20 protein-coding genes are annotated in these 21,233 nt (G+C 67.6%); 3 read left to right on the forward strand and 17 right to left on the reverse strand.

Features of this window, described 5'->3' with window-relative positions; all coding sequences use genetic code 11:
• Positions 1-40: 40 nt before the first annotated feature.
• From A5645_RS16290 to A5645_RS16330, 9 genes are all read right to left on the reverse strand, one after another.
• Positions 41-1,717: a ribonuclease J gene (locus tag A5645_RS16290; protein ID WP_065037567.1), complete on the reverse strand. Its 1,677-nt coding sequence runs from the start codon at positions 1,715-1,717 to the stop codon at positions 41-43.
• A gap of 7 nt (positions 1,718-1,724) precedes the next feature.
• Positions 1,725-2,627, reverse strand: a complete 903-nt coding sequence (dapA, locus tag A5645_RS16295) for a 4-hydroxy-tetrahydrodipicolinate synthase (protein WP_065037568.1) — start codon at positions 2,625-2,627, stop codon at positions 1,725-1,727.
• Between the two features lie 130 nt (positions 2,628-2,757).
• Complete coding sequence (thyX, locus tag A5645_RS16300) at positions 2,758-3,510, reverse strand: FAD-dependent thymidylate synthase (protein WP_065037589.1); 753 nt, start codon at positions 3,508-3,510, stop codon at positions 2,758-2,760.
• Positions 3,511-3,520: 10 nt separating this feature from the next.
• Positions 3,521-4,582 (reverse strand): restriction endonuclease subunit S, encoded by a 1,062-nt coding sequence (locus tag A5645_RS16305; protein WP_065130238.1) that lies wholly within the window; start codon positions 4,580-4,582, stop codon positions 3,521-3,523.
• Positions 4,573-5,949, reverse strand: coding sequence for a type I restriction-modification system subunit M (locus tag A5645_RS16310; protein ID WP_253867018.1), 1,377 nt, complete (start codon positions 5,947-5,949; stop codon positions 4,573-4,575). Before A5645_RS16310 ends, A5645_RS16305 begins: the two co-directional genes overlap by 10 nt.
• Positions 5,946-7,157 (reverse strand): winged helix-turn-helix domain-containing protein, encoded by a 1,212-nt coding sequence (locus A5645_RS16315; RefSeq protein WP_065130280.1) that lies wholly within the window; start codon positions 7,155-7,157, stop codon positions 5,946-5,948. The genes A5645_RS16310 and A5645_RS16315 overlap by 4 nt, the downstream gene beginning before the upstream one ends.
• Positions 7,158-7,229: 72 nt before the next feature.
• A complete protein-coding gene (locus A5645_RS16320) occupies positions 7,230-7,949 on the reverse strand; it encodes a coiled-coil domain-containing protein (RefSeq protein ID WP_065130240.1) in 720 nt (239 codons plus the stop codon).
• 25 nt (positions 7,950-7,974) lie between these two features.
• Positions 7,975-8,490 (reverse strand): dihydrofolate reductase, encoded by a 516-nt coding sequence (locus A5645_RS16325; protein ID WP_065037571.1) that lies wholly within the window; start codon positions 8,488-8,490, stop codon positions 7,975-7,977.
• Entirely contained in the window at positions 8,487-9,287 is an 801-nt protein-coding gene (locus A5645_RS16330; protein ID WP_065130241.1) for a thymidylate synthase, read from the reverse strand. The genes A5645_RS16325 and A5645_RS16330 overlap by 4 nt, the downstream gene beginning before the upstream one ends.
• 42 nt (positions 9,288-9,329) lie before the next feature.
• On the opposite strand from A5645_RS16330, the gene A5645_RS16335 reads away from it, so the two are divergent.
• A complete protein-coding gene (locus tag A5645_RS16335; protein WP_065037573.1) occupies positions 9,330-10,070 on the forward strand; it encodes an alpha/beta fold hydrolase in 741 nt (246 codons plus the stop codon).
• A gap of 81 nt (positions 10,071-10,151) precedes the next feature.
• Here A5645_RS16335 and A5645_RS16340 read toward each other — a convergent pair whose 3' ends face one another.
• From A5645_RS16340 to A5645_RS16350, 3 genes are read right to left on the reverse strand one after another with little or no spacing between them, the layout of a single operon-like run.
• Positions 10,152-11,246 (reverse strand): acyl-CoA dehydrogenase family protein, encoded by a 1,095-nt coding sequence (locus A5645_RS16340; protein ID WP_065130242.1) that lies wholly within the window; start codon positions 11,244-11,246, stop codon positions 10,152-10,154.
• Positions 11,243-12,436 carry an acyl-CoA dehydrogenase family protein gene (locus A5645_RS16345; protein ID WP_065130243.1) on the reverse strand — a complete coding sequence of 398 codons (1,194 nt, stop codon included), beginning with the start codon at positions 12,434-12,436 and terminating at the stop codon, positions 11,243-11,245. Before A5645_RS16345 ends, A5645_RS16340 begins: the two co-directional genes overlap by 4 nt.
• Positions 12,433-13,209 carry an SDR family oxidoreductase gene (locus A5645_RS16350; RefSeq protein ID WP_065130244.1) on the reverse strand — a complete coding sequence of 259 codons (777 nt, stop codon included), beginning with the start codon at positions 13,207-13,209 and terminating at the stop codon, positions 12,433-12,435. Before A5645_RS16350 ends, A5645_RS16345 begins: the two co-directional genes overlap by 4 nt.
• Positions 13,210-13,291: 82 nt before the next feature.
• Between A5645_RS16350 and A5645_RS16355 the strand changes: the two genes are divergently transcribed.
• On the forward strand, positions 13,292-13,618 hold the full coding sequence (locus A5645_RS16355; protein WP_065037577.1) for a PE-PGRS family protein: 327 nt from the start codon (positions 13,292-13,294) through the stop codon (positions 13,616-13,618).
• A gap of 26 nt (positions 13,619-13,644) precedes the next feature.
• Here the strand turns inward: A5645_RS16355 and A5645_RS16360 are convergent, their stop codons facing one another.
• Both A5645_RS16360 and A5645_RS16365 read right to left on the reverse strand, forming a co-directional pair.
• Positions 13,645-16,878: an acetyl-CoA carboxylase family protein gene (locus A5645_RS16360; RefSeq protein ID WP_065130245.1), complete on the reverse strand. Its 3,234-nt coding sequence runs from the start codon at positions 16,876-16,878 to the stop codon at positions 13,645-13,647.
• A 156-nt stretch (positions 16,879-17,034) separates the two neighbouring features.
• Entirely contained in the window at positions 17,035-18,576 is a 1,542-nt protein-coding gene (locus tag A5645_RS16365; protein WP_065130246.1) for a class I adenylate-forming enzyme family protein, read from the reverse strand.
• Positions 18,577-18,614: 38 nt separating this feature from the next.
• On the opposite strand from A5645_RS16365, the gene A5645_RS16370 reads away from it, so the two are divergent.
• Positions 18,615-19,448 carry an acyl-CoA thioesterase domain-containing protein gene (locus A5645_RS16370; RefSeq protein ID WP_081288382.1) on the forward strand — a complete coding sequence of 278 codons (834 nt, stop codon included), beginning with the start codon at positions 18,615-18,617 and terminating at the stop codon, positions 19,446-19,448.
• Here A5645_RS16370 and A5645_RS16375 read toward each other — a convergent pair.
• The 3 genes from A5645_RS16375 to dapB are packed head-to-tail and all read right to left on the reverse strand — an operon-like array spanning position 19,445 to position 21,086.
• The gene (locus tag A5645_RS16375) at positions 19,445-19,846 is read right to left on the reverse strand and encodes a flavodoxin family protein (protein WP_172830547.1); all 402 of its coding nucleotides are present in this window, start codon (positions 19,844-19,846) and stop codon (positions 19,445-19,447) included. The two genes, A5645_RS16370 and A5645_RS16375, sit on opposite strands and share 4 nt — an antisense overlap.
• Before the next feature lie 50 nt (positions 19,847-19,896).
• Positions 19,897-20,352, reverse strand: a complete 456-nt coding sequence (locus tag A5645_RS16380; protein ID WP_065038193.1) for a tetratricopeptide repeat protein — start codon at positions 20,350-20,352, stop codon at positions 19,897-19,899.
• On the reverse strand, positions 20,349-21,086 hold the full coding sequence (gene dapB / locus A5645_RS16385) for a 4-hydroxy-tetrahydrodipicolinate reductase (RefSeq protein ID WP_065130249.1): 738 nt from the start codon (positions 21,084-21,086) through the stop codon (positions 20,349-20,351). Before dapB ends, A5645_RS16380 begins: the two co-directional genes overlap by 4 nt.
• Between the last annotated feature and the right edge of the window lie 147 nt (positions 21,087-21,233).

Consider the following 21,233-nt stretch of genomic DNA (forward strand, 5'->3'; position numbering starts at 1 on the left):
TCGTTGACTTTTCGTCCCTGAGGCCCACGTTCGACGAAGGCTAGACCTCGAGCACCGTCGGTACGATCATCGGCTGGCGCCGGTAGGTCTCGCCAACCCATTTGCCGACGGTACGACGCACGCCCTGCGCGATCCGGATCGGGTCGGTGACGTTGTTGGCGGCCAGCTGTTCCAGCTCGGCTTCCACCTTGGGCACAACGGCTTCCAGCGCCTTGGGGTCCTCGGAGAACCCACGCGATTGCAGGTGCGGCGGCGCCACAGCCTTGCCGGTCCCGCGCTTGACCACCACCGTGACGGCAACGAAGCCCGACGAGAGGATGAGCCGCTCCCCCAGGGTGATGTCACCGACATCGCCGGTGATCAGGCCGTCGACGAACATCTTGCCGACCGGTACCGCGCCGGAGATGGTGGCCTTGCCGGCCACCAGGTCGACACTGACGCCGTTCTCTGCCACCAGGATCGATTCCTCGGGCACTCCGGTGCTGGCGGCCAGTTTCGCATTGGCCCGCAGGTGCCGCCAGGTGCCGTGCACCGGCATGACGTGCCGCGGCCGTACCCCGTTGTACAAGAACAGCAACTCACCGGCGTAGGCGTGACCCGAAACATGCACCCGCGCTTGAGCATTGGTGACGACGCGGGTCCCGATCTTGGCCAGCGCGTCGATGACGCCGTATACGGCTTCCTCGTTGCCGGGGATCAGCGATGACGACAAGACAATGAGATCGCCTGCGGTCAGCGTGATGCTGCGATGCTCCCCGCGCGACATGCGGGACAGCGCGGCCATCGGCTCACCCTGCGTGCCCGTGGTCACCAGCACCACCTGATCCGGCGGCAACATCTCGGCCGCGGCGATGTCGATCAGGTCGGAGTCGGCCACCCGCAAGAAGCCGAGATCGCGGGCAATGCTCATGTTGCGCACCATGGATCGCCCGACGAACGCCACCCGCCGGCCCAAAGCGACCGCGGCGTGGATGATCTGCTGCACGCGGTCGACGTTGGACGCGAAGCACGCCACGATGACCCGCCCATCGGCACCGCGAATCAGCCGGTGCAACGTCGGGCCGATTTCGCTTTCCGACGGACCGACGCCGGGATGCTCGGCATTGGTCGAGTCGCACAGGAACAGGTCCACCCCGGCATCGCCTAGTCGCGACATGCCCGGCAGATCGGTGGGGCGGCCGTCGAGCGGCAGCTGGTCGAGTTTGATGTCGCCGGTGTGCAGCACGGTGCCCGCCCCGGTGTAGACGGCGATGGCCAGCGCGTCGGGGATGGAGTGGTTGACCGCGAAGTACTCGCATTCGAACACCCCGTGCCTGCTGCTCTGCCCCTCCTTGACCTCGACGAATACCGGCTTGATGCGGTGCTCGCGGCATTTGGCGGCGACCAGCGCCAGGGTGAACTTGGAGCCAACCACCGGGATGTCGGGACGCAGCTTGAGCAGGAACGGAATTGCCCCGATGTGGTCTTCGTGGGCGTGGGTGAGCACCAGCGCCTCGATGTCGTCGAGTCGGTCCTCGATGTGGCGTAGGTCGGGCAGGATCAGGTCGACGCCGGGCTCGTCGTGGGTGGGGAACATCACCCCGCAGTCGATGATGAGCAGCCGGCCCAGGTGTTCGAAAACCGTCATGTTGCGGCCGATTTCGCTGATGCCCCCCAGCGCGGTGACACGCAAGCCGCCCGCGGTCAGGGGACCTGGTGGGGCGAGCTCCTCGTTCACCGGTGACTCACCTGAGCACAGAGGCCGCACGCATGTCGGCGGCCAGCGCGTCGAGTTGCTCCGGTGTGGCCGCGACCTGTGGCAGGCGTGGGTCGCCGGCGTCGATGCCCTGCAGGCGCAGGCCCGCCTTGGACAGCGTGACGCCGCCCAGTCGGCTCATCGCATTGCACAACGGGCTCACCGAGACGTTGAGCTTGCGGGCCGTGGCGATATCGCCGGAATTGAAAGCGGACAACAACTCTCGCAGCTGCCCCGCGGCTAGGTGGGAGATCACGCTGATGAACCCGATGGCCCCCATCGCCAGCCAGGGCAGGTTGAGCGCGTCGTCGCCGGAGTAGTAGGCCAGTCCGGTTTCGGCGATGATCTGCCCTGCGCTGTGCAGGTCGGCTTTCGCGTCCTTGACGCCGACGATGTTGGGATGCGTGGCCAGCGCGCGCAACGTGTCCGGTTCGATCGGCACGATCGATCGCGGTGGGATGTCGTAGAGCACGACGGGGAGGTCGGTGGCGTCGGCGACGGCGGTGAAGTGTGCCTGCAGCCCGCTTTGCGGCGGCCGCGAGTAGTACGGGGTGACCACCAGCAGTCCGTGGGCCCCCTCGGCGGCGCACGCTTTGGCCAGCTTGATGCTGTGGGCGGTGTCATAGGTGCCGGCGCCGGCGATGATCCGCGCCCGATCGCCCACCGCCTCGAGCACGACCCGCAGTAGCTCACGCTTCTCGTCGTCGGTCGTGGTTGGCGACTCGCCGGTGGTTCCAGACACGACCAGGCCGTCGCAGCCCTGGTCCACCAAATGGTTGGCCACCCGGGCCGCGGCTGCGGTATCCAGGGCGCCGTCGGCGTCGAACGGTGTCACCATCGCGGTCAGAAGAGTTCCCAGCCGGGCTGGGGCATCGAATCCGACGGTGCTCACGGTTGTCCAGATTACCTGCCTGCGGCAAGGTCATTTGCAGTGCTGCGATGGGTTGCCGCACGAGCCGAACCGTACGGCGATTTTTCGGGCTCAGAATCGCAGCCAGGTTGAGCTCGCGGACGTTGATGCCTCAGGCTTCGGTCGCTAAAGGGCTGGTGGCGACCTCGCTCCCGTCCGCCAACGTCGACACCTCGAAGTCGGCAAACACCGCGGGCGCGACGTCGGCGAGCTGACGCAGGCACGCGATGGCCAGCCGCCGTATTTCCATGTCGGCATGCTCACTGGCGCGCATCGCGATGAAGTGCCGCCAGGCCCGATAGTTGCCGGTCACCACGATGCGGGTCTCGGTGGCGTTCGGCAGCACGGCCCGCGCGGCCTGACGGGCCTGCTTGCGGCGTAGCACGGCGTTCGGTTGGTCGGCGAACTTGGCTTCCAGCTTGGCCAGCAGCTCGGTGTAGGTGGCGCGGCTCGCATCCGCGGCGGCGGCCAGAATGTCCCGCAGCTCGTCGTCGTCCTCGATGCCCGGTGGCAACACCACCTGCGAATCGGTCTCCGGCACGTAGCGCTGCGAGAGCTGGGAGTAGGAGAAATGCCGGTGCCGGATCAGCTCGTGGGTGCAGGACCGGGAGATCCCGGTGATGTAGAACGACACACTGGCGTGCTCGAGCACCGAAAAATGCCCGACGTCGATTATGTGCTTGATGTAGCCGGTGTTGGTGGCGGTCCGTGGATTCGGCTTGGACCAGCTCTGGTAGCAGGCGCGCCCGGCGAATTCGACCAGCGCGGACCCACCGTCGGCGTCGGTTGACCAGGGAACGTCCGGCGGCGCCAGGAACTCGGTCCTGGCGATCAGTTGCACCCGTAGCGGCGCGGTCTCGGCCACGGCGCTCACCTTAACCGGCGTCGGCCACTCTCACCTCACCCGATATCAGCAGCGGCAACACCGCGTCGCGGTAGGCGGACAGCCGCGCGGATTCCATGCGCCGCGCCTGGCACAGCGCGCCCAGGTCCGCAATGGCCCGGGCCTGCCCGGAGGTCAGCCGCCGGACGTCGCGGACCCGGAGGTCCAGCACGTCGCGCGGCCGGACGCGTTGGTGACTCCCCGAGGTGCCGACCACTCGCTGTTGCAGGGTGTCCGACACATCGGGTTGCCGAAGCGCCGCCCACAGCACCGAAGTGTCCACGCCGGCAGGTCGCAGGACGATGAACTCACTGCTGGCCAGCGCCATCTCCGGCGGCAGGCTCGGGACATTCCAGATGCGAGGAAACCGGGGGTTGAGTTTGGCGACGAGAACGCACGGCTGCGTCACCAGATACTTGCCGCTCCTGACCGATGAGCCCGCGACGGGCCTCGGCATCGCACCGTCGTCGAACGCCGGCAGACTGAAATGGGCGACGACGTCGGCGAAATCGGGGGGCTCGAGGAATACGGTGGACCGACCGGCCAGGCGCGATAGCGGTGTGCGCTCTTCGACCGGTTCGACCGTGGCGGCCATCAGGGCCTCGGCGGCCCGTATCACCCGTTCATTGGCCGCGATCTTGTCGTCGAGCGCGCCGAGCACCGCTCCCACCCCCGGACGATCCGGCGCGGGGATCGATGGGACCGAAAGGTCGCGCAGGATCCGCTGATTGAGCAGGGGCTGGCCGGATCCGTTGCGGTGCTGGTTGAGCCGGCAGGTTTGCAGCGCGTAGTACCAGAAGCGGGTTTCCTGCGGGTCTTTCGCGCGGCACACCAGGGCGTTGTCCGTCACCCACGCGTCGGAGGGGCAGTAACGCACGGTGCCGCAGTATGTTCCGACTCGCCCGATCACGATCACCGGGCCGTCGGTGTTGTGTTCGGTTGTGTAGCCGATCACACCATTGGATCCGTATATGGCGAACGGCCCGTGCGTCTTTCGCTCCGCCGCGCTTCGTCCGCTGCGGAATTCGAGCTGATCCCCCAGGCTCACTTCCACCGCAGCCGCTCCAGGTGTCCGCGCACCACCGCATCCAGCTGCGCCGATTCATCAAGCGCGGCAACCAATTCCGTGGCAAGGCGGTTGATTCTTCGGTCGTGCGGTTCACCGCAGTCGTCGGCTTGCTCGGGATCGACGTAACGTCCGGGAGTGAGCACGTGGCCCGCGGCCCTGATATCGGCCAGCGGCACCGATTTGCAGAACCCCGGAATATCCTGATAGGCATCGGCTTTCGCGAGCCAGGCATGGTAGGTGCGGGCGATCGAGACGGCTTCGGCGTCGCTCAACGTCCGCTCGGCGCGGTCCACCAGGTGGCCGAGGCTGCGCGCATCGACGAACAACACCTCACCCGGACGTTTCTTGTCCCTGTCGAAAAACCACAGACACACCGGGATCCCGGTACTGCGGAACAGCTGGCCGGGTAGGGCGACCATGCACGACACCAAGTCCTTGTCGATGATGCGGGCGCGGATATCGCCTTCTCCGGCGGCATTTGACGACATCGAGCCGTTGGTCATCACCACGGCGGCTTTTCCGCGGGGTGCGAGCTTGGCCAGGATGTGCTGGATCCAGGCGTAGTTGGCGTTTCCGACGGGTGGGATGCCGAAGCGCCAGCGCGGATCCCGCTCGTCGCGAGCCCAATCCTTGATGTTGAACGGCGGATTGGCCATCACGTAGTCCATTGGCATGCCGACATGCCGGTCGCAGACGAACGTGTCGCCTAGGGCCAACCCGTCGGCGTCGATACCGTGTACGGCGAGGTTCATCCTGGCCATCCGCCACGTTTCCTCGACGCTCTCCTGCCCATAGATCGATATCTGAGTCGAATCGCCGTGCTCAGTGGCGATGAATTGTTCTGTCTGGACGAACATTCCGCCGGATCCGCAGCACGGGTCGTACACCCGGCCGCGCGTGGGCCGCAGCACCTCGACGATCACACGGACGATGCTGGACGGGGTGAAGAATTCGCCGCCGCGGCGTCCCTCGGCACGCGCGAAGTTGCCGAGGAAGTATTCGTAGACCTCGCCCATCACGTCGCGCGGGCCGGTGAATTCCAGGCTGTCCAGCAGGGTGATCAACCCGCCGAGGCGCCGCGGCTCGACGTTGCGGTAGAGCTGCGGCAGCGTCCCGGCCAGAGCGGGGTTGGCGGCCATCGCGGCCTGCATGGCCTGATCGACCTGCTGACCGATATCAGCGGATTCCGCGTTGGCCGCCAACGGTTTCCATTGGTCCGCGCAGGAATGCCGCAGGAAGACCAGGCTCAGCACCACATCCTTGTACTGGCCGGCCGGTACCGAGCCGCGCAGCTTGGCGGCGGCCTTCCACAGGGTGTCCTTGAGGTCCCGGCCGGCCGGCGGGCGACTCATCGGCATTGTTTTCGTAGGTCGGCGGCCAGGTCGCCGCGGTCGGATACCGTGACGTCGCCCAGTTCCAGCCAACGGGCCATCGATTGGAGCTCGCCCGCCAGGGCGGCGGCGACCGTCGCGCGCGGCACATCGGGTTCACCGAAGGCGCCCACCACGCGCAGCGTGTCCGCGGCGCGGTCGGCTTTGAGGTCCACCCTGGCCACCAGTTGCCCGTCCAGCAGCAACGGCCACACGTAGTAGCCGTACCGGCGCTGCGAGGCCGGGGTGTAGATCTCGATGCGGTAATGGAAATCAAAGATTCGCTCGACTCGCGGCCGGAAGAAGATGAGCGGATCGAACGGACAGAGCAGCGCGGTGCCGCGATCCAGGCGCGGGACGGTGCGGCCGGCCCGCAGGTAGGCCGGCGCCGCCCATCCGTCGACGTCCACCGGTTCGATCTCGCCCGCCGCCACCAGGTCAGCGATCGCCGGTTTGATCTGCTTGGCCGACAGCCGGAAGTAATCACGGATATCGGCCTCGGTCGCGACACCCAGCGCGGTCGCGGCGCGCAGCGCCAGTTCCCGGACGGCTTCGTGGTCGTCGACCTGGCGGGACAGCACCTCGGCGGGCAGCACCCGTTCCGCCAGGTCGTAGTGGCGGGCGAAGCCGACCCGGGTGGCGGTGGTGAGCACGCCGGACGCGAACAGCGCCTCGGCCACCCACTTGGTGTCGCTGCGGTTCCACCACGGGCCCTTGCCGCGGCGCGGTTCGGCCGCCAGATGCGCTTCGATCTGCCCGGCGGTACTGGGCCCGAGCTCGGTGACGGCCGCGACGACGTCCTCGAGCAGTTGCGGATTGGCCTGGACGATGTGCTTGCCCCAGCGTCCGTGCCGGTACTCCCGCATGCGCCAGCGCAGCAGCGGCCAGTCGTCAACGGCCATCAGCGCCGCTTCGTGTGCCCAGTATTCGACCAGCAGCCGACCCTTCGTCGGACCCCAAGCCGCGCGGTCGAGGACATCGCGGTCATAGGGTCCTAACCGACTGAACACCGGAGCGTAGTGCGCCCGCACGGCCACCGAGACCGAATCCAGCTGCAGCACCTGGATCCGCGAGATCAGCCGGCGGAGGTGGGCGCGGGTGATGGGGCCCGCCGGGCGCGGCTCGCTAAACCCTTGCGCCGCAACGGCTATTCGCCGGGCTTGGGCGGCGGTGAGCCTGCCGTTCCGGATCGACACGGCGCCGAGAATAGCGGCCCCCTTTCGCTGCCTGAGCGGGAGGCTACTAGACCGGCGCGGCCGGGCTCAGCCCGTGCTGACTTTTTCGTCCGTCGGCGCCGCCGTGGTCGCGTGCGCGTCTGCGTACGCCTTTTCGAGCGCGGCCGGAACGGCGTCGAGGTCGCGATATACGGCCATCAGCTGCTCGAGGATCCTGATCCGTTGCGCACGCGCCTCGTCCACCGCACGCCGAGCCTGCTCGCGTTCGAACTCGGCCTGCTGCCTGGCGTCGGCGAGGAGCTGGTCACGTTCCTGCTGCGCGTTCCGCCAAGCTTCGTCGACCGCCGCACGGGTCTCGGCCCGCAGGTCGGCCATCTCCGCGTCGAGCTTCTTGCGGGCTTCCTCGTTCTCGGCTTGCATCGCCTTCTGCTGGGCGACCATCTCCGCCACCTGCTCTTCGTGCCGGCGCCGCTCGGCGTCGGCCTCCGCCTCGGCCGCTGCGATCAGCTCCTCGGCGGCGGCCCGCGCCTCGGCCTGCATCTGAGATACCTCGTCTACGGCACGCCGCAGCATCTTTGCCATCCGCTGTTGCACCGCGTGCGGCGAGGAGGAGGTCTCGGTCAGCTGGGCGACCTCCTTGCGCAGGACGGCCACCTCGTCACCGGACTCCCGCAACCGGGCGCGGAGGTTCTCGACGTCGTCGCGCAGCAACTGCTGCTTGGTGCTCAAAGTCTCGATGTGGGCGTCTACCGCGCCGGGCTCGTAGCCCCAGAATTTGCGGGTAAACGTCCTGGTGGGTTCAGTCACTCTCAATCCCCCTTCATACACTCGGTCAATCCGGCGCGGCCGCCCCCACGGGCCGAGAGTAGCTGTGAAACCGGTAACGCAAGCCCTGGCGGCTGACCAGCCACTCCCCCGTTTCGCCCACCCACGCCTCGTCGAGCAGGGGGGCCAGCGCGTCTTCGTCGTCGCGCGGCAGATCGACATCCACTTCGGTGACTTCACACCGGCTGGCCAACGGCAGCGCGAGCGCGTAGATCTGCCCTCCGCCGATTATCCACGTGAAGTCCGCACCAATCAGTGCTTGCTCCAGCGAGCCGACCACCTCGGCACCGGCGGCCGCGAAGTCCTGCTGCCGCGACAACACAATGTTTCGCCTCCCCGGCAGCGGCCGAAATCTCGCGGGCAACGAGTCCCAGGTAAGGCGGCCCATCACCACCGTGTGTCCCAATGTCAACTGTTTAAACCGGGCCATGTCTTCGGGCAGGTGCCACGGGATACCGCCGGCGCGACCGACCACCCCAGATGTCGACTGAGCCCAGATCAGGCCCAGTTCGGTGCGGGTCATACAGCGACGGGGGCTTTGATCGCGGGATGCGGGTCGTAGTTCTGCACGACGACGTCCTCGTAGGCGTAGTCGAAGATCGAATCCCGCTGGGCCAAAACAAGCTTGGGGTAAGGCCGGGGCTCCCGGGTGAGCTGCAACTCGACCTGTTCCACGTGGTTGTCGTAGATGTGGCAGTCGCCGCCGGTCCAGACGAATTCTCCGACGGCCAGGCCGGCCTGGTCGGCCATCATGTGCGTTAGCAGCGCGTAACTGGCGATGTTGAACGGCACCCCTAGGAACAGGTCGGCGCTGCGCTGGTAGAGCTGGCAGCTCAGCCGACCGTCGGCGACATAGAACTGGAAGAACGCGTGACACGGCGGCAGTGCCATCTGCGGTATCTCGCCGACGTTCCAGGCCGACACGATGATGCGCCGCGAGTCCGGGTCGGTACGCAGCAACTCCAGTGCGGCGCTGATCTGGTCGATGTGTTCACCACTCGGGGTCGGCCAGGACCGCCACTGCACTCCGTAAATCGGACCGAGATCGCCTGTGTCGCTTGCCCATTCGTCCCAGATGGTGACGCCGTGTTCGTGCAGCCAGCCAACGTTGGAGTCGCCGCGCAGGAACCACAGCAACTCGTACACCACCGACTTGAGGTGCACTTTCTTGGTGGTGAGCAGCGGGAAACCCTCGGCCAGGTCGTACCTGAGCTGCTTGCCGAACAGGCTGCGGGTGCCGGTGCCGGTTCGGTCGGATTTCGCAGTGCCCTTCGCGAGCACCTCGCGCAGCAGGTCCTCGTAGGGCGTCGCGATCGGCACGCGGTCAGGATACGTCCAGGTGTCAGGAGTAGAACGGGTGCCATGCCGAAATTCGCCGACACCGTCACCACTCCCGACGGGAGCTGTCCCGTCCACCTGTTCACTCCCGACGGGGCCGACGGCCCGTGGCCGGGCGTGATCATGTTCCCCGACGCCGGCGGCGTGCGGGAGACCTTCCATCAGATGGCAGCCAAGCTGGCCGGCTTCGGCTACGCGGTGCTGCTGCCCGACGTCTATTACCGCGAGGGCGACTGGTCGCCGTTCGACATGGGCAGCGCGTTCAGCAACCCCGATGAGCGCGCGCGCATCATGTTCATGATCGGCACGGTTACCCCCGACCGGATCACCCGGGACGCCGGTGCGCTGTTCGACTACCTGGCCGGCCGCGAGGAGGTCAGGGGCGAGCGCTTCGGCGTATGCGGCTACTGCATGGGCGGCCGCATTTCGGTGCTGCTGGCCGGACGCCTCCCCGAACGGGTGGCCGCCGCGGCGTCGTTCCACGGCGGTGGACTGGTGACCGACAACGAGCACAGTCCACACCTGCTGGCCGACAAGATGGACGCCCTGGTGTACGTCGGTGGCGCCCAGAACGATCAGTCGTTCACCGCCGATCAGGCCGAACAGCTGGAAAAGGCGCTGACGGCGGCCGGCGTGCAGCACCGCATCGAGTGGTACCAGGCCGGGCACGGGTTTGCGGTGCCGGACAACCCGCCCTACGACGCCGTCGCCGACGAGCGGCATTGGGCCGCCATGACCGAGATTTTCGGCGAGGCACTCACCTAACCCCCCGCGTAACCCCGCGAACAGACGCTAAAGCCCCCGACACGCTGCGCGTGCGGGGGCTTTCGCGTCTGTTCGGCACACTCAGGTGACCGGCAGATCCACCAGGGCGGCCAGCCGGGAGCGGTGCATGTAGGCCGTACCGAACGCGAGCTGGTCGCTCTTGGCCCGCTTGAGGAACAGATGCGCCGGATACTCCCACGTCATCCCGATACCGCCGTGCAGCTGCACGCATTCCTCGGCGGCATGTACGGCCGCCCCGCTGCAAAAGGCCTGCGCGAGGGATGCCGCGGTGGCCGCGTCGGCGTCGCCGCGTGCGCTGGTGTCGGCGGCGTAGCGGGCCGCCGTCGTCATCGAGCCGACTTCGAACCACAGATCGGCCAACCGATGCTTGATCGCCTGGTACGAGCCGATCGCGCGGCCGAACTGCTTGCGCTCCTTGGCGTAGGCCAGCGTCGTCTCGAAGCACCACTGGGCCAGCCCGAGTTGCTCGGAAGCCAGTAGCGCCGCGCCCGTCTGCAGCGCCGCGGCCAGCACCTCCGGGCCGGCCCCGACGCGAGTGGACGACGCGCCCGCGAAGCGCACGTCGGCCAGCGGGCGGGTCATGTCCAGAGCCAGCACCGGGGACACCTCGACGCCGCCGTCGGCAACCGAAACGGTGTGCAGCTCGACCCCTTCGTCCCCGACCACCGGCACCACCAGCACGTCGGCCGCTGCGGCACCGGCGACGCTGGTGACCTGCCCGGTCAAGCCGTCGGACCCGGACGTCACCCCCGCCGGCACTTCCCACGGCGCGGTGGACAGTGGCACTGCCAGCGCCGCGGTGACCTCACATGCGGCCAGCGCCGGCAGGGTCTCGGTGTCACCGGCAACCGTCAGCGCCACGGTGGCCAGCACGGCGCTGGGCAGGAACGGAACCGGTGCCACGGCCCGCCCGATCTCTTCCATCACCACGGCGGCCTCACGGACGGTCGCGCCGGCGCCGCCGAGCGATTCGGGCACCAGCAGCCCGGCCAGCCCGAGTTCGGTGCTGAGAGTTCGCCAGAGCCCGGAAAAGTCCGGTGGCGGCGAATCATAGGATTTGGCAACCTCTTCCAGCGGACACCGGTCGGCAAACAGTTGCCGCACACTGTCCCGCAGCGCGTCTTCGGTGTCGGAGTAGAGCAGGTCGACGCTCATCGGGGCAGGTCCTTCCACGCGACGGACTTGTCGACCCGGTGCTCACCGGGGAGGCCCAGCACCCGCTCGGAGATGGTGTTGCGCAAGATCTCGGAGGTGCCGCCCTCGATCGAGTTGCCCTTGGCCCGCAGGTACCGGTAGCCGGCCTCACGACCGGTCAGGTCGACGATCTCCGGTCGGCGCAACGTCCAATCGTCGTAGCGCAGCCCGTCTTCGCGATGCATTTCGATCTCAAACCCCGAAATCGCCTGCGCCAAGCGGGCAAACGCGATCTTCATGCCAGCGCCCTCGGGCCCGGGCTGGCCGGCGACGGCCTGCTGGCGCAACCGTTCGCCACTGAGCCGCAGTATCTCCGCTTCCACCCACAAGCGCATCAGTTCGTCGTGCATCGCCGGGTCGCGCAGGCCCGGTTCTTTCCGCCATGCCTCGGTGACCTTGCCGATGTGGCCGCCTTCCCGCGGCGCTCCGGCGCGCGCGCCGATGGCGATGCGCTCGTTGTTCAGGGTGGTGGTGGCTACCCGCCAGCCGCCGCCTTCGGGACCGAGCCGGTTGGCGTCGGGCACCCGCACGTCGGTGAGAAAGACCTCGTTGAACTCGGCCTCGCCGGTGATCTGGCGTAGGGGCCGAACCTCGACACCCGGTTGCGTCATGTCGCACAGGAAGTACGTCAGCCCGGCGTGTTTGGGCACGGTCGGGTCGGTGCGCGCGACCAGGATCGCCATCTGCGCGTGTTGGGCCTGCGACGTCCACACCTTCTGGCCGTTGACGATCCAGTCGTCACCGTCGCGTACGGCGCGGGTTGCCACCGCCGCAAGGTCGGAACCGGCGCCGGGCTCGCTGAACAACTGGCAGTAGATCTGCTCGCCGGTAAACAAGGGCCGCAGGAACTTTCGCTTCTGTTCATCGGTCCCGAAGGCCGCGATCGTCGGCGCGGCCATCCCCATACCGATGTAGTTCTTCGGGGTGCCGCCGATGGGTGCGCCGGCGTCGGCGAGTCTTGCGTCGACGCGTTCCTGAGCGGTCCGCGGCAGCCCCAACCCGCCGAATCCGACCGGCAGATGCACCCAGGCCAGGCCTGCGTCGAACTGGGCGCCGAGGAACTCCCGTGGATCATTGGTGGCCGGGTCGTGTGCGTCCAGCAGTTCCTGCACTCGCGCGTCTACGTCGACGTCGACTCCCGGCGCGCTCACTGTCCACCGCCGGACTGGTAACCCTGCGCCGGGCCGAGCAGCAGTCCGCCGTCGATCACCAACGTCTCGCCGGTGATCCAGCTGGCCGCGTCCGAAACCAGGAAAGCGACCGCCCCGGCCACGTCGTCGGGCTCGCCGATTCTGCCCAGCGCGATGGTTTGCCCCAGCGGGTCCTCGTGGTCCTTCCACAGCGCCTCGGCCAGCCTGGTGCGCACCACACCCGGGGCGATGGCGTTGACCCGCACCCGGGGTGAAAGTTCCAGCGCCAGTTGCTTGGTCACGTGGATCAGCGCCGCCTTCGTGGCGTTGTACATGCCCATGGCCGGCGATTGGTGCAAGCCGCCGATGGAGGCCGTGTTGACGATCGCCCCGCCGTGCTCACCCATGCCGGATTTGACGACCATCGATGTCCACAGCAGCGGCGCCCACAGGTTGACGTCGAAGATCTTGGTGAAGCGGGCGTGGTCCTGATCGATCAGCGGACCGTAGGCGGGATTGGTTCCCGCGTTGTTCACCAGGATGTCCACCCGCCCGAAGCGCTCCAGGGTCAGGTCGACGCAGCGCCGGGCGGCATCCTCGTCAACCGCGTGCGCTCCGACACCCAGGGCGCGGTCACCGACCTGAGCCGCGGCCGCGTCGGCGGCGTCCTGCTTGCGGGCGGTCAGCACGACGTTGGCGCCGGCCTCGGCCAGCTTCTGTGAGATTGCCAGACCGATGCCTCGTGAGGCGCCGGTGACGATCGCGGTGCGGCCGGTCAAATCCAAAGAAGTCATATCGATACGCCCGATCTATTTTTCAGGTTTTCAACCCTGCCGCACGTGGTATGCGCCAGGTATGTTAGCGAAACTAAACCTCATGAAACCACTGGTGGTGGCCGGGGCCGTCGCTGCAGCAATCGCCGCGGCGCCGATGGCGTCAGCCGACGTAGTCACGGCGGGCCCAGGCACTCCCAGTACCGGCATAACTCACTTCGTTCCGCTGGACCCGGGCGGTGGGGGCTGCGACCCCAATGGCAACTGCGGGTCGGGCGGCCTCGACGGCGGGCCCGGCGGCGGTCCCGGTGGCCAGGGCTGCATCCCGGGTGTCGGCTGCGGCAACGGCGGCCAGTTCTGGGGTCCGGGTGGCATCCCGGGCGGCGAAGGCTGTCTGCCCGGCGTCGGCTGCGGCTCCGGTCACGCCTGATACACGAGTCCTGATATCTGAACCGTTCAGAGTTCCCGAAGCCCGGTGATCCAGCTCCGGGACTCTGCCGGGTCGATCACGTCGTCGAGTTCGAACGTGGTGGCGGCGCGCAGCGCCTTGCCGTGCTGGTAGGCCGCGGCGACGAGCTTGTCGAACAGCGCCTGACGTTTCACTTCGTCGGCGGCAGCGGCCAATTCCTTGCTGAACCCAAGGCGCACAGCGCCTTCCAGGCCCATGCCGCCGATCTCCCCGGTGGGCCAGGCGACGGTGAACTGCGGCGCGCGGAACGAGCCGCCGGCCATGGCCATCGCGCCCAGACCGTAGCCCTTGCGCAGGATGATCATGCCGAACGGCACGGTCAGCCGGGCCCCATGGATGAACATCCGGCCGAAACGTCGCACCGCCGCGTCCTTCTCCGCTTCCGGCCCGACCATGAACCCGGGGGTATCGCACAGGGATATGACCGGCAGCCGGAAGGACTCGCACAGGGTGAGGAAGTCGCCGGCCTTGTCGGCCGCTTCGGCGTCGATCGCGCCGCCAAGATGGTGGCTGCTGTTGGCGACCAAGCCGTAGGGCGCGCCCTCGACCCGGACCAGTGCGGTGACGATGCCGACGCCATAGTCGGCCCGCAGTTCCAGCACCGAGTTGACGTCCACGATCGACTCGATCGCACGGTGCACGTCGTAGGCGCGTAACCGGTTCTGCGGCACCACATGTCGGGCCAGCCGCGGATCGGGGGCTTGCCATTCCTGGTCGGCGCCCTGAAAGTAGGCCAGATACTGCTTTGCCAGCGCCACCGCATGCGCTTCGTCGCGGGCAACCAGATGCACCACGCCGTTGCGACGCTGTACGTCGATCGGCCCGATCGCTTCCGGTGGATACACGCCGAGCCCGCCGCCTTCGATCATCGCCGGCCCGCCCATCCCGATATTGGCATCCGGCGTCGCGATGATCACGTCGCAGACCCCGGCCAGCGCCGCGTTTCCGGCGAAGCAACGGCCGGAAACGATCGACACCAACGGCACCGTGCCCGACAGCGCCGCCAGCATCCGAAAGGTGGGCACGTCCAGTCCGGCCATGCCCCCCACGTCGGTGTCGCCGGGCCGTCCGCCGCCGCCTTCGGCAAAGACCACCACCGGCAATCGTTTTCGGGTGGCGAGCTCGAAGACGCGGTCGGTCTTGGCGTGGTTACGCATGCCCTGCGTGCCGGCCAGGACGGTGTAGTCGTAGGACACCACGACGGCCTGCGCGGCGTCGCGCCCGAACCGGTCGGCCCCGATCGTGGCGATGCCGGCCACCAGCCCGTCGGCCGGGGTGTTGGCGATCAGGTCCTCTTCGGAGCGTCGGCTGCGTTGTGCGGCGATCACCAGGGCGCCGTACTCGACGAAGCTGCCGGGGTCGACCAGGTCGGCGATGTTCTCCCGGGCGGTCCGGCGACCTTGCTTGTGCCGCTTGGCCACGGCGGCTTCCCGCCCCTCGTCCAGGGTGACCAGGTGCCGTTGGCGCACTTCGTCGAGATCGGCGCGGGATTGGTCGAGATCGGTTTGGGCTGACTGCGATTGACCGCCTTCGCCGGCACCTGTGCGAGTGAACACCAGCAGCGGGTCTCCGGTGCCCACCACGTCGCCCGGGCGGACCAAGACGCGGACCGTCCGCAACGCCTCGGGCGCGGACAGGACGTGTTGCATCTTCATGGCCTCCAACACGACCGCTTGTCCGCCGGCACCGATGTCGACTCCTTCGGCGGCAACTTCGACGACCGTGCCCGCCAGCTGAGCGCGCAGCACCTCCTCGCCGGGGTAGAGCTCGACCCCGACGGGGGTGTGGTGTTGCTGCGCGCGGGTTGTCGCCCGGGCAAGTTCGGGAAGTTTGTCGTCGAGGAAGCTGGTGGAGACCCCACCTCGCTGAACCTGGTCGTCCGCCAGCAACTCTCGCAGCAGGTCGATGTTGGTGGCGATACCTGCGACGGTGAACTCACCCAGAGCCGTGCGCGCCTTTCGAACGGCTGCGGCCATCGAGTTGCCTCGCACGTGGGTGACGACCTTGGCGAGCAGCGAGTCGTACCGCGGGCTGGGAACGAGACCGGTCCGGCCGTAGGTGTCCACCCGCACCCCGGGACCGCTCGGCGGCGTGAACAGGGTCAGGGTGCCGGTCGCGGGCAGGACGGATCCGTCCGGTCCGAAAGTCTCCATATTGACTCGGGTCTGGATGGCGATGCCGGTTCGCGCGGCGGGCTCACCGATGACTTCCGTTCCATCGGAGGCGATTCCGGATGGCAGGCCGAGCTGATAGTAGGACGCGCCGCGGGCGATGGCCAGCTGTATCGCCACCAGGTCGACGCCGGTGACTTCTTCGGTCACGGTGTGTTCCACCTGGATCCGCGGGTTGATCTCCAGGAAGACGAATTCATCGCCACTGACCAGGAATTCGACGGTCGCCAGACCGCGGATGTTCACGCGTGCGCAAACGCGAGCCGCGGCCTGGTGCAGGGCACGCCGCAAATCGTCGGAAAGTGCGGGCGCGGGGGCGATTTCCACCAGCTTCTGGTAGCGGCGCTGGATGCTGCAGTCGCGGTCGCCCAGCGCCAGCGCGCGGGTTTGGTGGCCGACCGGTGCGGCCACGATCTGCACCTCGATGTGTCGCGCACCGGCTAGCAAGGCCTCGGCGAAGACCGACGGGTTGCCGAAGCCGAGTTGTGCCTCCGCGGAGCATTGGCGGTAGGCGTTGTCGATCTGGTCGGCCCGTTCGACCCTGCGCATCCCCCGCCCGCCGCCGCCGGCGAGGGCCTTGATCATGATCGGTCCACCCGTGCCGGCGAAGAAAGCGCGGACATCCTCGAGGCTGCTGGGCCCTTCGGTGGCGGCCAGCACGGGCACGCCGGCGGCGGTCGCGGCCGTGCGGGCCGACGACTTGTTTCCGACCAGCTCGAGTACATCGGCGTCAGGACCGACGAACGTGTAACCGGCCGAGGCGCAGGACCGGGCGAATTCGGCGTTCTCGCTGAGGAATCCGTAACCGGGATGGATCAGCTGCGCGCCGCAGTCTTTGGCGGCCGCCAGGATCGCCGCCTGGTCCAGATAGGCCGGCACGCCGAGCGCTTCGTCGGCCGCGTGGACGTGCGGGCTCTCGGCATCGTCGTCAGCGTAGATCGCGACGGTGTGGATACCCAATTCAGTTGCGGTGCGGATGATTCGAAGGGCAATCTCGCCGCGGTTCGCAATCAGCAGGGTGGTGTCGCCGTCGCGCGGTTGGGGCCGCATACGGCATACGTTACGGCCTGCCTCAGAAGGTCCCATCCCCGCCGTCCATTTGTGCATCACGATCGAAATTGCCGCGGCGTAGCTACGACTACGCACGCCGGACTGACGTGATGACAATCGTCGTCCCGAGGACAACTCAGGGGCGATGTGCCGCGTTCAGCGCAGGGCTTGACTCCACTGCACCTGCTCGCGGAGCTTGCCCTTGAGCAGCTTTCCGCCGGCGTTGCGCGGCAGGGGCGCCGCCGTCACGGTGATGTACTGCGGGATCTTGTAATCGGCCAGTTGTTCGCGGCAGTGTTCGAGCACCGCCGGCACGTCGACCTCTTCGCCGACGAGCACCGCACCGACCTTCTCGCCCATCACCTCGTCGGGTACCGCGAGGACGCAGGCGTCGGCGACCCCGGGGGCTGCCAGCAGCGCGGCCTCGACCTCGACGCTGGAGATGTTCTCACCGCCGCGGTTGATGATGTCCTTGAGCCGGTCGACGATGTGCACCCGTCCCGCGTCGTCGACGCGAACCACGTCGCCGGTGTGCAGCCAACCGTCCACGAATGTGGCCGCGGTCGCATCGGGCCGATTCCAGTAGCCGGCGGTGACGTTGGCGCCTCGGGCAACCAATTCGCCGATCAGGTCACCGGAACCGTCGTCGAGTGGAATTACCCCGAGATCCACCGAGGGCGCGGGGTAGCCCACCGAGTCGGCGTGCTCGACCGCCTCTGCGTCCGGCAACACCGTCATCACGGATGCGGTCTCGGTCATCCCGTACCCGTTGAACACGGTGGCTTGCGGGAAGGCGTTCTTGACCGAGCGCACCAGGGAGGGTGCAATGGGCGCACCGCCGTAACCGACCCAGCGCACCCCGGAAACGTCGGCGGCCGCGAAGTCCCTGTGCCGCAACAGGAGGGCGTAGATCGCCGGTACCGTCACCATGACCGAAATTCGCTCCGCGGCCAGCGTTGCGACAAGCTGGTCAAGATTGAGCGCGGGCATGATGACCGCCGCTCCGCCGACTGCGGTGGCCGCCAATAGTTGTGAGTTGCACCCGGTTACGTGGAACAGCGGCACCGAGATGAGGGTGCGCATGTCTTCACCGATGTCCCTGGGTTGGTTGAGGCACCGGACACCGTTCTCGGTGTTGGTGACGAAGGCTTCATGGGTGGTCGGCACCCCTTTCGGGTGCCCGGTGGTGCCGGAGGTGTAGAACAGCGCGGCAACGTCGGTGCGGTCGAGTTGTTCGGTCACATAAGGGCGTCCGTCGGGCATCGGACTGTCCGGGGCGAGGTCGATGCGCGCGCCGGCGTCGGAGAGGACGAACTCGACCTCCGGCTGCGCCGACCTGGTGTTGACAGCGACGGCGATGCCGCCGGCCATCACCGTGCCCCAGAAAGCAAGCACCCAATTGATGCCCGCGGGGTGGCGCACCGCGACGCGTTCGCCCCGCTGCAACCCGGCCGCGCGCAGTCCGCCGGCAACTCGCGATGCGCGGTCCCACAACTGCCGGTAGGTCAGCCGATCCGACCCGAGCTCGACCACGGCTTCACTGTCCGGGCGGTCTTTGACCTGTTGAGCGAGCAGGTCGAGCAGGGTGGGCGGGATCCCGTCGTAGTGCGGGACGTGGGCGTCGTCGACGGTGATCCCGGATCGCTGGAATGGGTTGTGGCTACGGGAAATTTCAATGACGGGGGCATTGGGAGCCATGCCCGCACCTCGCTCTCGGGTGTCCTATCGTGATACCGGTGACCATCGACGATGCCGCCATCATGCCCGAGGCGTTCTTCACTGTCGACGGTGGTTCCTATCTGCCGGGTCCGATGACGCGCGGGCCGTGGGGTGCGGCGATGGGCGGTCAGATCGTCGGTGGCCTATTGGGTTGGGGTATCGAGCAAACCGGCTTGGACCCGGAGTTCGTGCCGGCCCGGATCACCGTCGACCTGCTGCGCCCGGCACTGCTCGAGCCGGTGCAGATCCAGACTTCGGTGCAGCGCGAAGGCCGACGCATCAAGCTCATCGACGGTGCGTTGCTGCAAAACGGCAGGACCGTCGCCCGAGCCGGCGCGCTGTTCCTCCGGCAGGGCGAGCATCCCGACGGAGAGGTGTGGACGGCCCCGGTGCAAATGCCACCGCTGCCGAACAGCTCCGCGGGCTTCGGAACCGACATGCCGTTCCTGATCTGGGGCTACGGTGCGACCCAGGCGGGTAATCCCGGTATCGCGGCGGGCGAATGGGAACAGGCGCACTCGCAGAAATTCGCCTGGACGCGGCTCTTCCGCCCCATGGTGCACGGGTTTGCACTGACCCCGCTGACGCGCCTGGCTTTCGTCGGCGACGTGACAAGTTCGCTAACCCACTGGGGCACGGTCGGATTGCGTTACATCAACGCCGACTACACGGTGACCGCCAGCCGGCTCCCGGACGGCGAGTACATCGGCTTGGCGGCGCAGAGTCACTTCGGCGCTGCCGGCGTCGCCACCGGCAGCGCGATACTGTTCGACCGGCACGGTCCCTTCGGCACCAGTTCGGCGTTGGCGCTGGGCCAGCCCGCCGACGCGTTCCGGCCGACTTACACCTAGTCCATCAGTTGCGCGGCGACGGTCGCACCGAGTTCCCAGCACGATTGCAAGTCATCTTTGCTCGGCTTACCCGAAATCCGCACATACTCGGCGGCTTTCACCCAGCCCAGTCCGGCGGTGATCCCGTCCACCGCGCGCTCGGCACCCTCGGTGCCCTCGTTGCCGTGCAGATACAGGCCAAACGGCCGCCCCCGGGTGGAATCGAGCAGCTGGTAGTAGCTCTGATCGAAGGCGTGCTTCAGCGCGCCGCTGATGTACCCGAGATTCGCCGGGCTTCCGAGCAGGTAGCCGTCGGCTTCCAGCATCTCGACCGGGGAGACCGTCAGCGCTGGTCGTCTGATCACCTCGACACCTTCGATGTCGGGATCGGTCGCCCCGGCCAGCGCCGCCTCGAGCATCTCCTGGCAATGCGGGGACGGCGTGTGGTGGATGATCAGCAGCTTCTTGGTCACCCTTGCGCCTCCAGCTGAACCGCTGTCCGCATTGCCTCCCGCGCCCGCCGGCGATCCCCCGCGTAGTCGTAGGCCCGTGCCAGCCGGTACCAGCGACGCCAGTTGTCCGGGTCGTCCTCCAGCTCGCTGCGCACGGTGTCGAACAGGGCGTCGGCCGCGCCTCGCTGGATGCGTCCGGACGGCCGGCGCGGCAACGCGCTGACGTCGAGCTCCATCCCGTCGTCAGCGATCATCCGGGCCAGCTTCTGGTGCGCGAACCCGGCCCGCAGCGTCGCGACCATCGCCCAGAGCCCGAGCAACGGCATAGCGAGGATCGCCACGCCCAAGCCGACGGCGGCGCCGCGCCCCGAGCCGATCATGCCGACGGCGATGCGGCCGAGCAGGACGAAGTACACCAGCATCGCCAGGCACAGGAAGGCGATGAGCAGCTGGATGCGCAGCGTGCGCGTCATTGCAGGTCAAGCAAGGGTTCTATGCCTACGGTCAGCCCGGGGTGTTCGGCGATGTGGCGCACCGCGAGCAGCACACCGGGAACGAAGGACGTGCGGTCGAGGCTGTCGTGCCGGATGGTCAGCGTCTCCCCTTCGGTGCCGAACAACACCTCTTGGTGGGCGACGAGCCCGGACAGCCGCACCGCGTGCACCGGGATGCCGTCGACGTCGGCGCCGCGCGCTCCGGGCAGGCTGGTGCTGGTGGCATCGGGATTGGGCGACAGACCTTTTCGCGCCTCCGCGATCAATTTGGCGGTGCGGGTGGCGGTGCCCGAGGGCGCGTCGGCTTTGTGCGGGTGATGCAGCTCGATGACCTCGACCGACTCGAAGAAGCGGGCGGCTTGTTTGGCGAAATGCATGGACAACACCGCACCGATGGCAAAGTTCGGGGCGATGAGCACCGCCGTGCCGGGTTTGGCGGCGAGCCATTCCTCGACCTGCGCGATGCGCTCGGGCGTGAAACCCGTGGTGCCCACCACAGCGTGAATCCCGTTGTCGATCAAGAACTTCAGATTGCCCATCACCACATCCGGGTGGGTGAAGTCAATCACGACCTCGGTCTGGCCATCGGTCAGCAGTCTCAGCGCGTCGCCGGCATCCACCTCCGCGGACAGGGTGAGGTCCTCGGCGTTCTCGACCGCCCGGACCATGGTCGCGCCAACTTTTCCTTTAGCTCCCAATACGCCAACCCGCATGGCTCGAAGCCTACTTTGACGGACCTGCGAACGCGTGTTCGATAGGTCCCCGGGGTGAGCAGACGCGAAAACACCCCCCCCCGCGGCGTGGGGGGGTGGTTTGCCGCAAGGGGCGCCCCGCCTAAAGGGGGGAGCTATGGCTTAATT

It is taken from the genome of Mycobacterium asiaticum (assembly GCF_001673635.1).
Classification (GTDB): domain Bacteria; phylum Actinomycetota; class Actinomycetes; order Mycobacteriales; family Mycobacteriaceae; genus Mycobacterium; species Mycobacterium asiaticum_C.

Bases quoted from the DNA above. Each gene is read 5' to 3' on its own strand.
- A5645_RS16325 (WP_065037571.1), bottom strand. From the start codon at position 8,490: ATGACCCGCACCGAACTGGGCCTGATCTGGGCTCAGTCGACATCTGGG.
- dapB (WP_065130249.1), bottom strand. From the start codon at position 21,086: ATGCGGGTTGGCGTATTGGGAGCTAAAGGAAAAGTTGGCGCGACCATG.
- A5645_RS16355 (WP_065037577.1), top strand. From the start codon at position 13,292: ATGAAACCACTGGTGGTGGCCGGGGCCGTCGCTGCAGCAATCGCCGCG.
- A5645_RS16310 (WP_253867018.1), bottom strand. From the start codon at position 5,949: ATGAGTCGCCCGCCGGCCGGCCGGGACCTCAAGGACACCCTGTGGAAG.
- A5645_RS16365 (WP_065130246.1), bottom strand. From the start codon at position 18,576: ATGGCTCCCAATGCCCCCGTCATTGAAATTTCCCGTAGCCACAACCCA.
- A5645_RS16360 (WP_065130245.1), bottom strand. From the start codon at position 16,878: ATGCGGCCCCAACCGCGCGACGGCGACACCACCCTGCTGATTGCGAAC.
- A5645_RS16335 (WP_065037573.1), top strand. From the start codon at position 9,330: ATGCCGAAATTCGCCGACACCGTCACCACTCCCGACGGGAGCTGTCCC.
- A5645_RS16340 (WP_065130242.1), bottom strand. From the start codon at position 11,246: ATGAGCGTCGACCTGCTCTACTCCGACACCGAAGACGCGCTGCGGGAC.
- A5645_RS16350 (WP_065130244.1), bottom strand. From the start codon at position 13,209: ATGACTTCTTTGGATTTGACCGGCCGCACCGCGATCGTCACCGGCGCC.
- A5645_RS16380 (WP_065038193.1), bottom strand. From the start codon at position 20,352: ATGACGCGCACGCTGCGCATCCAGCTGCTCATCGCCTTCCTGTGCCTG.
- A5645_RS16375 (WP_172830547.1), bottom strand. From the start codon at position 19,846: ATGCTCGAGGCGGCGCTGGCCGGGGCGACCGATCCCGACATCGAAGGT.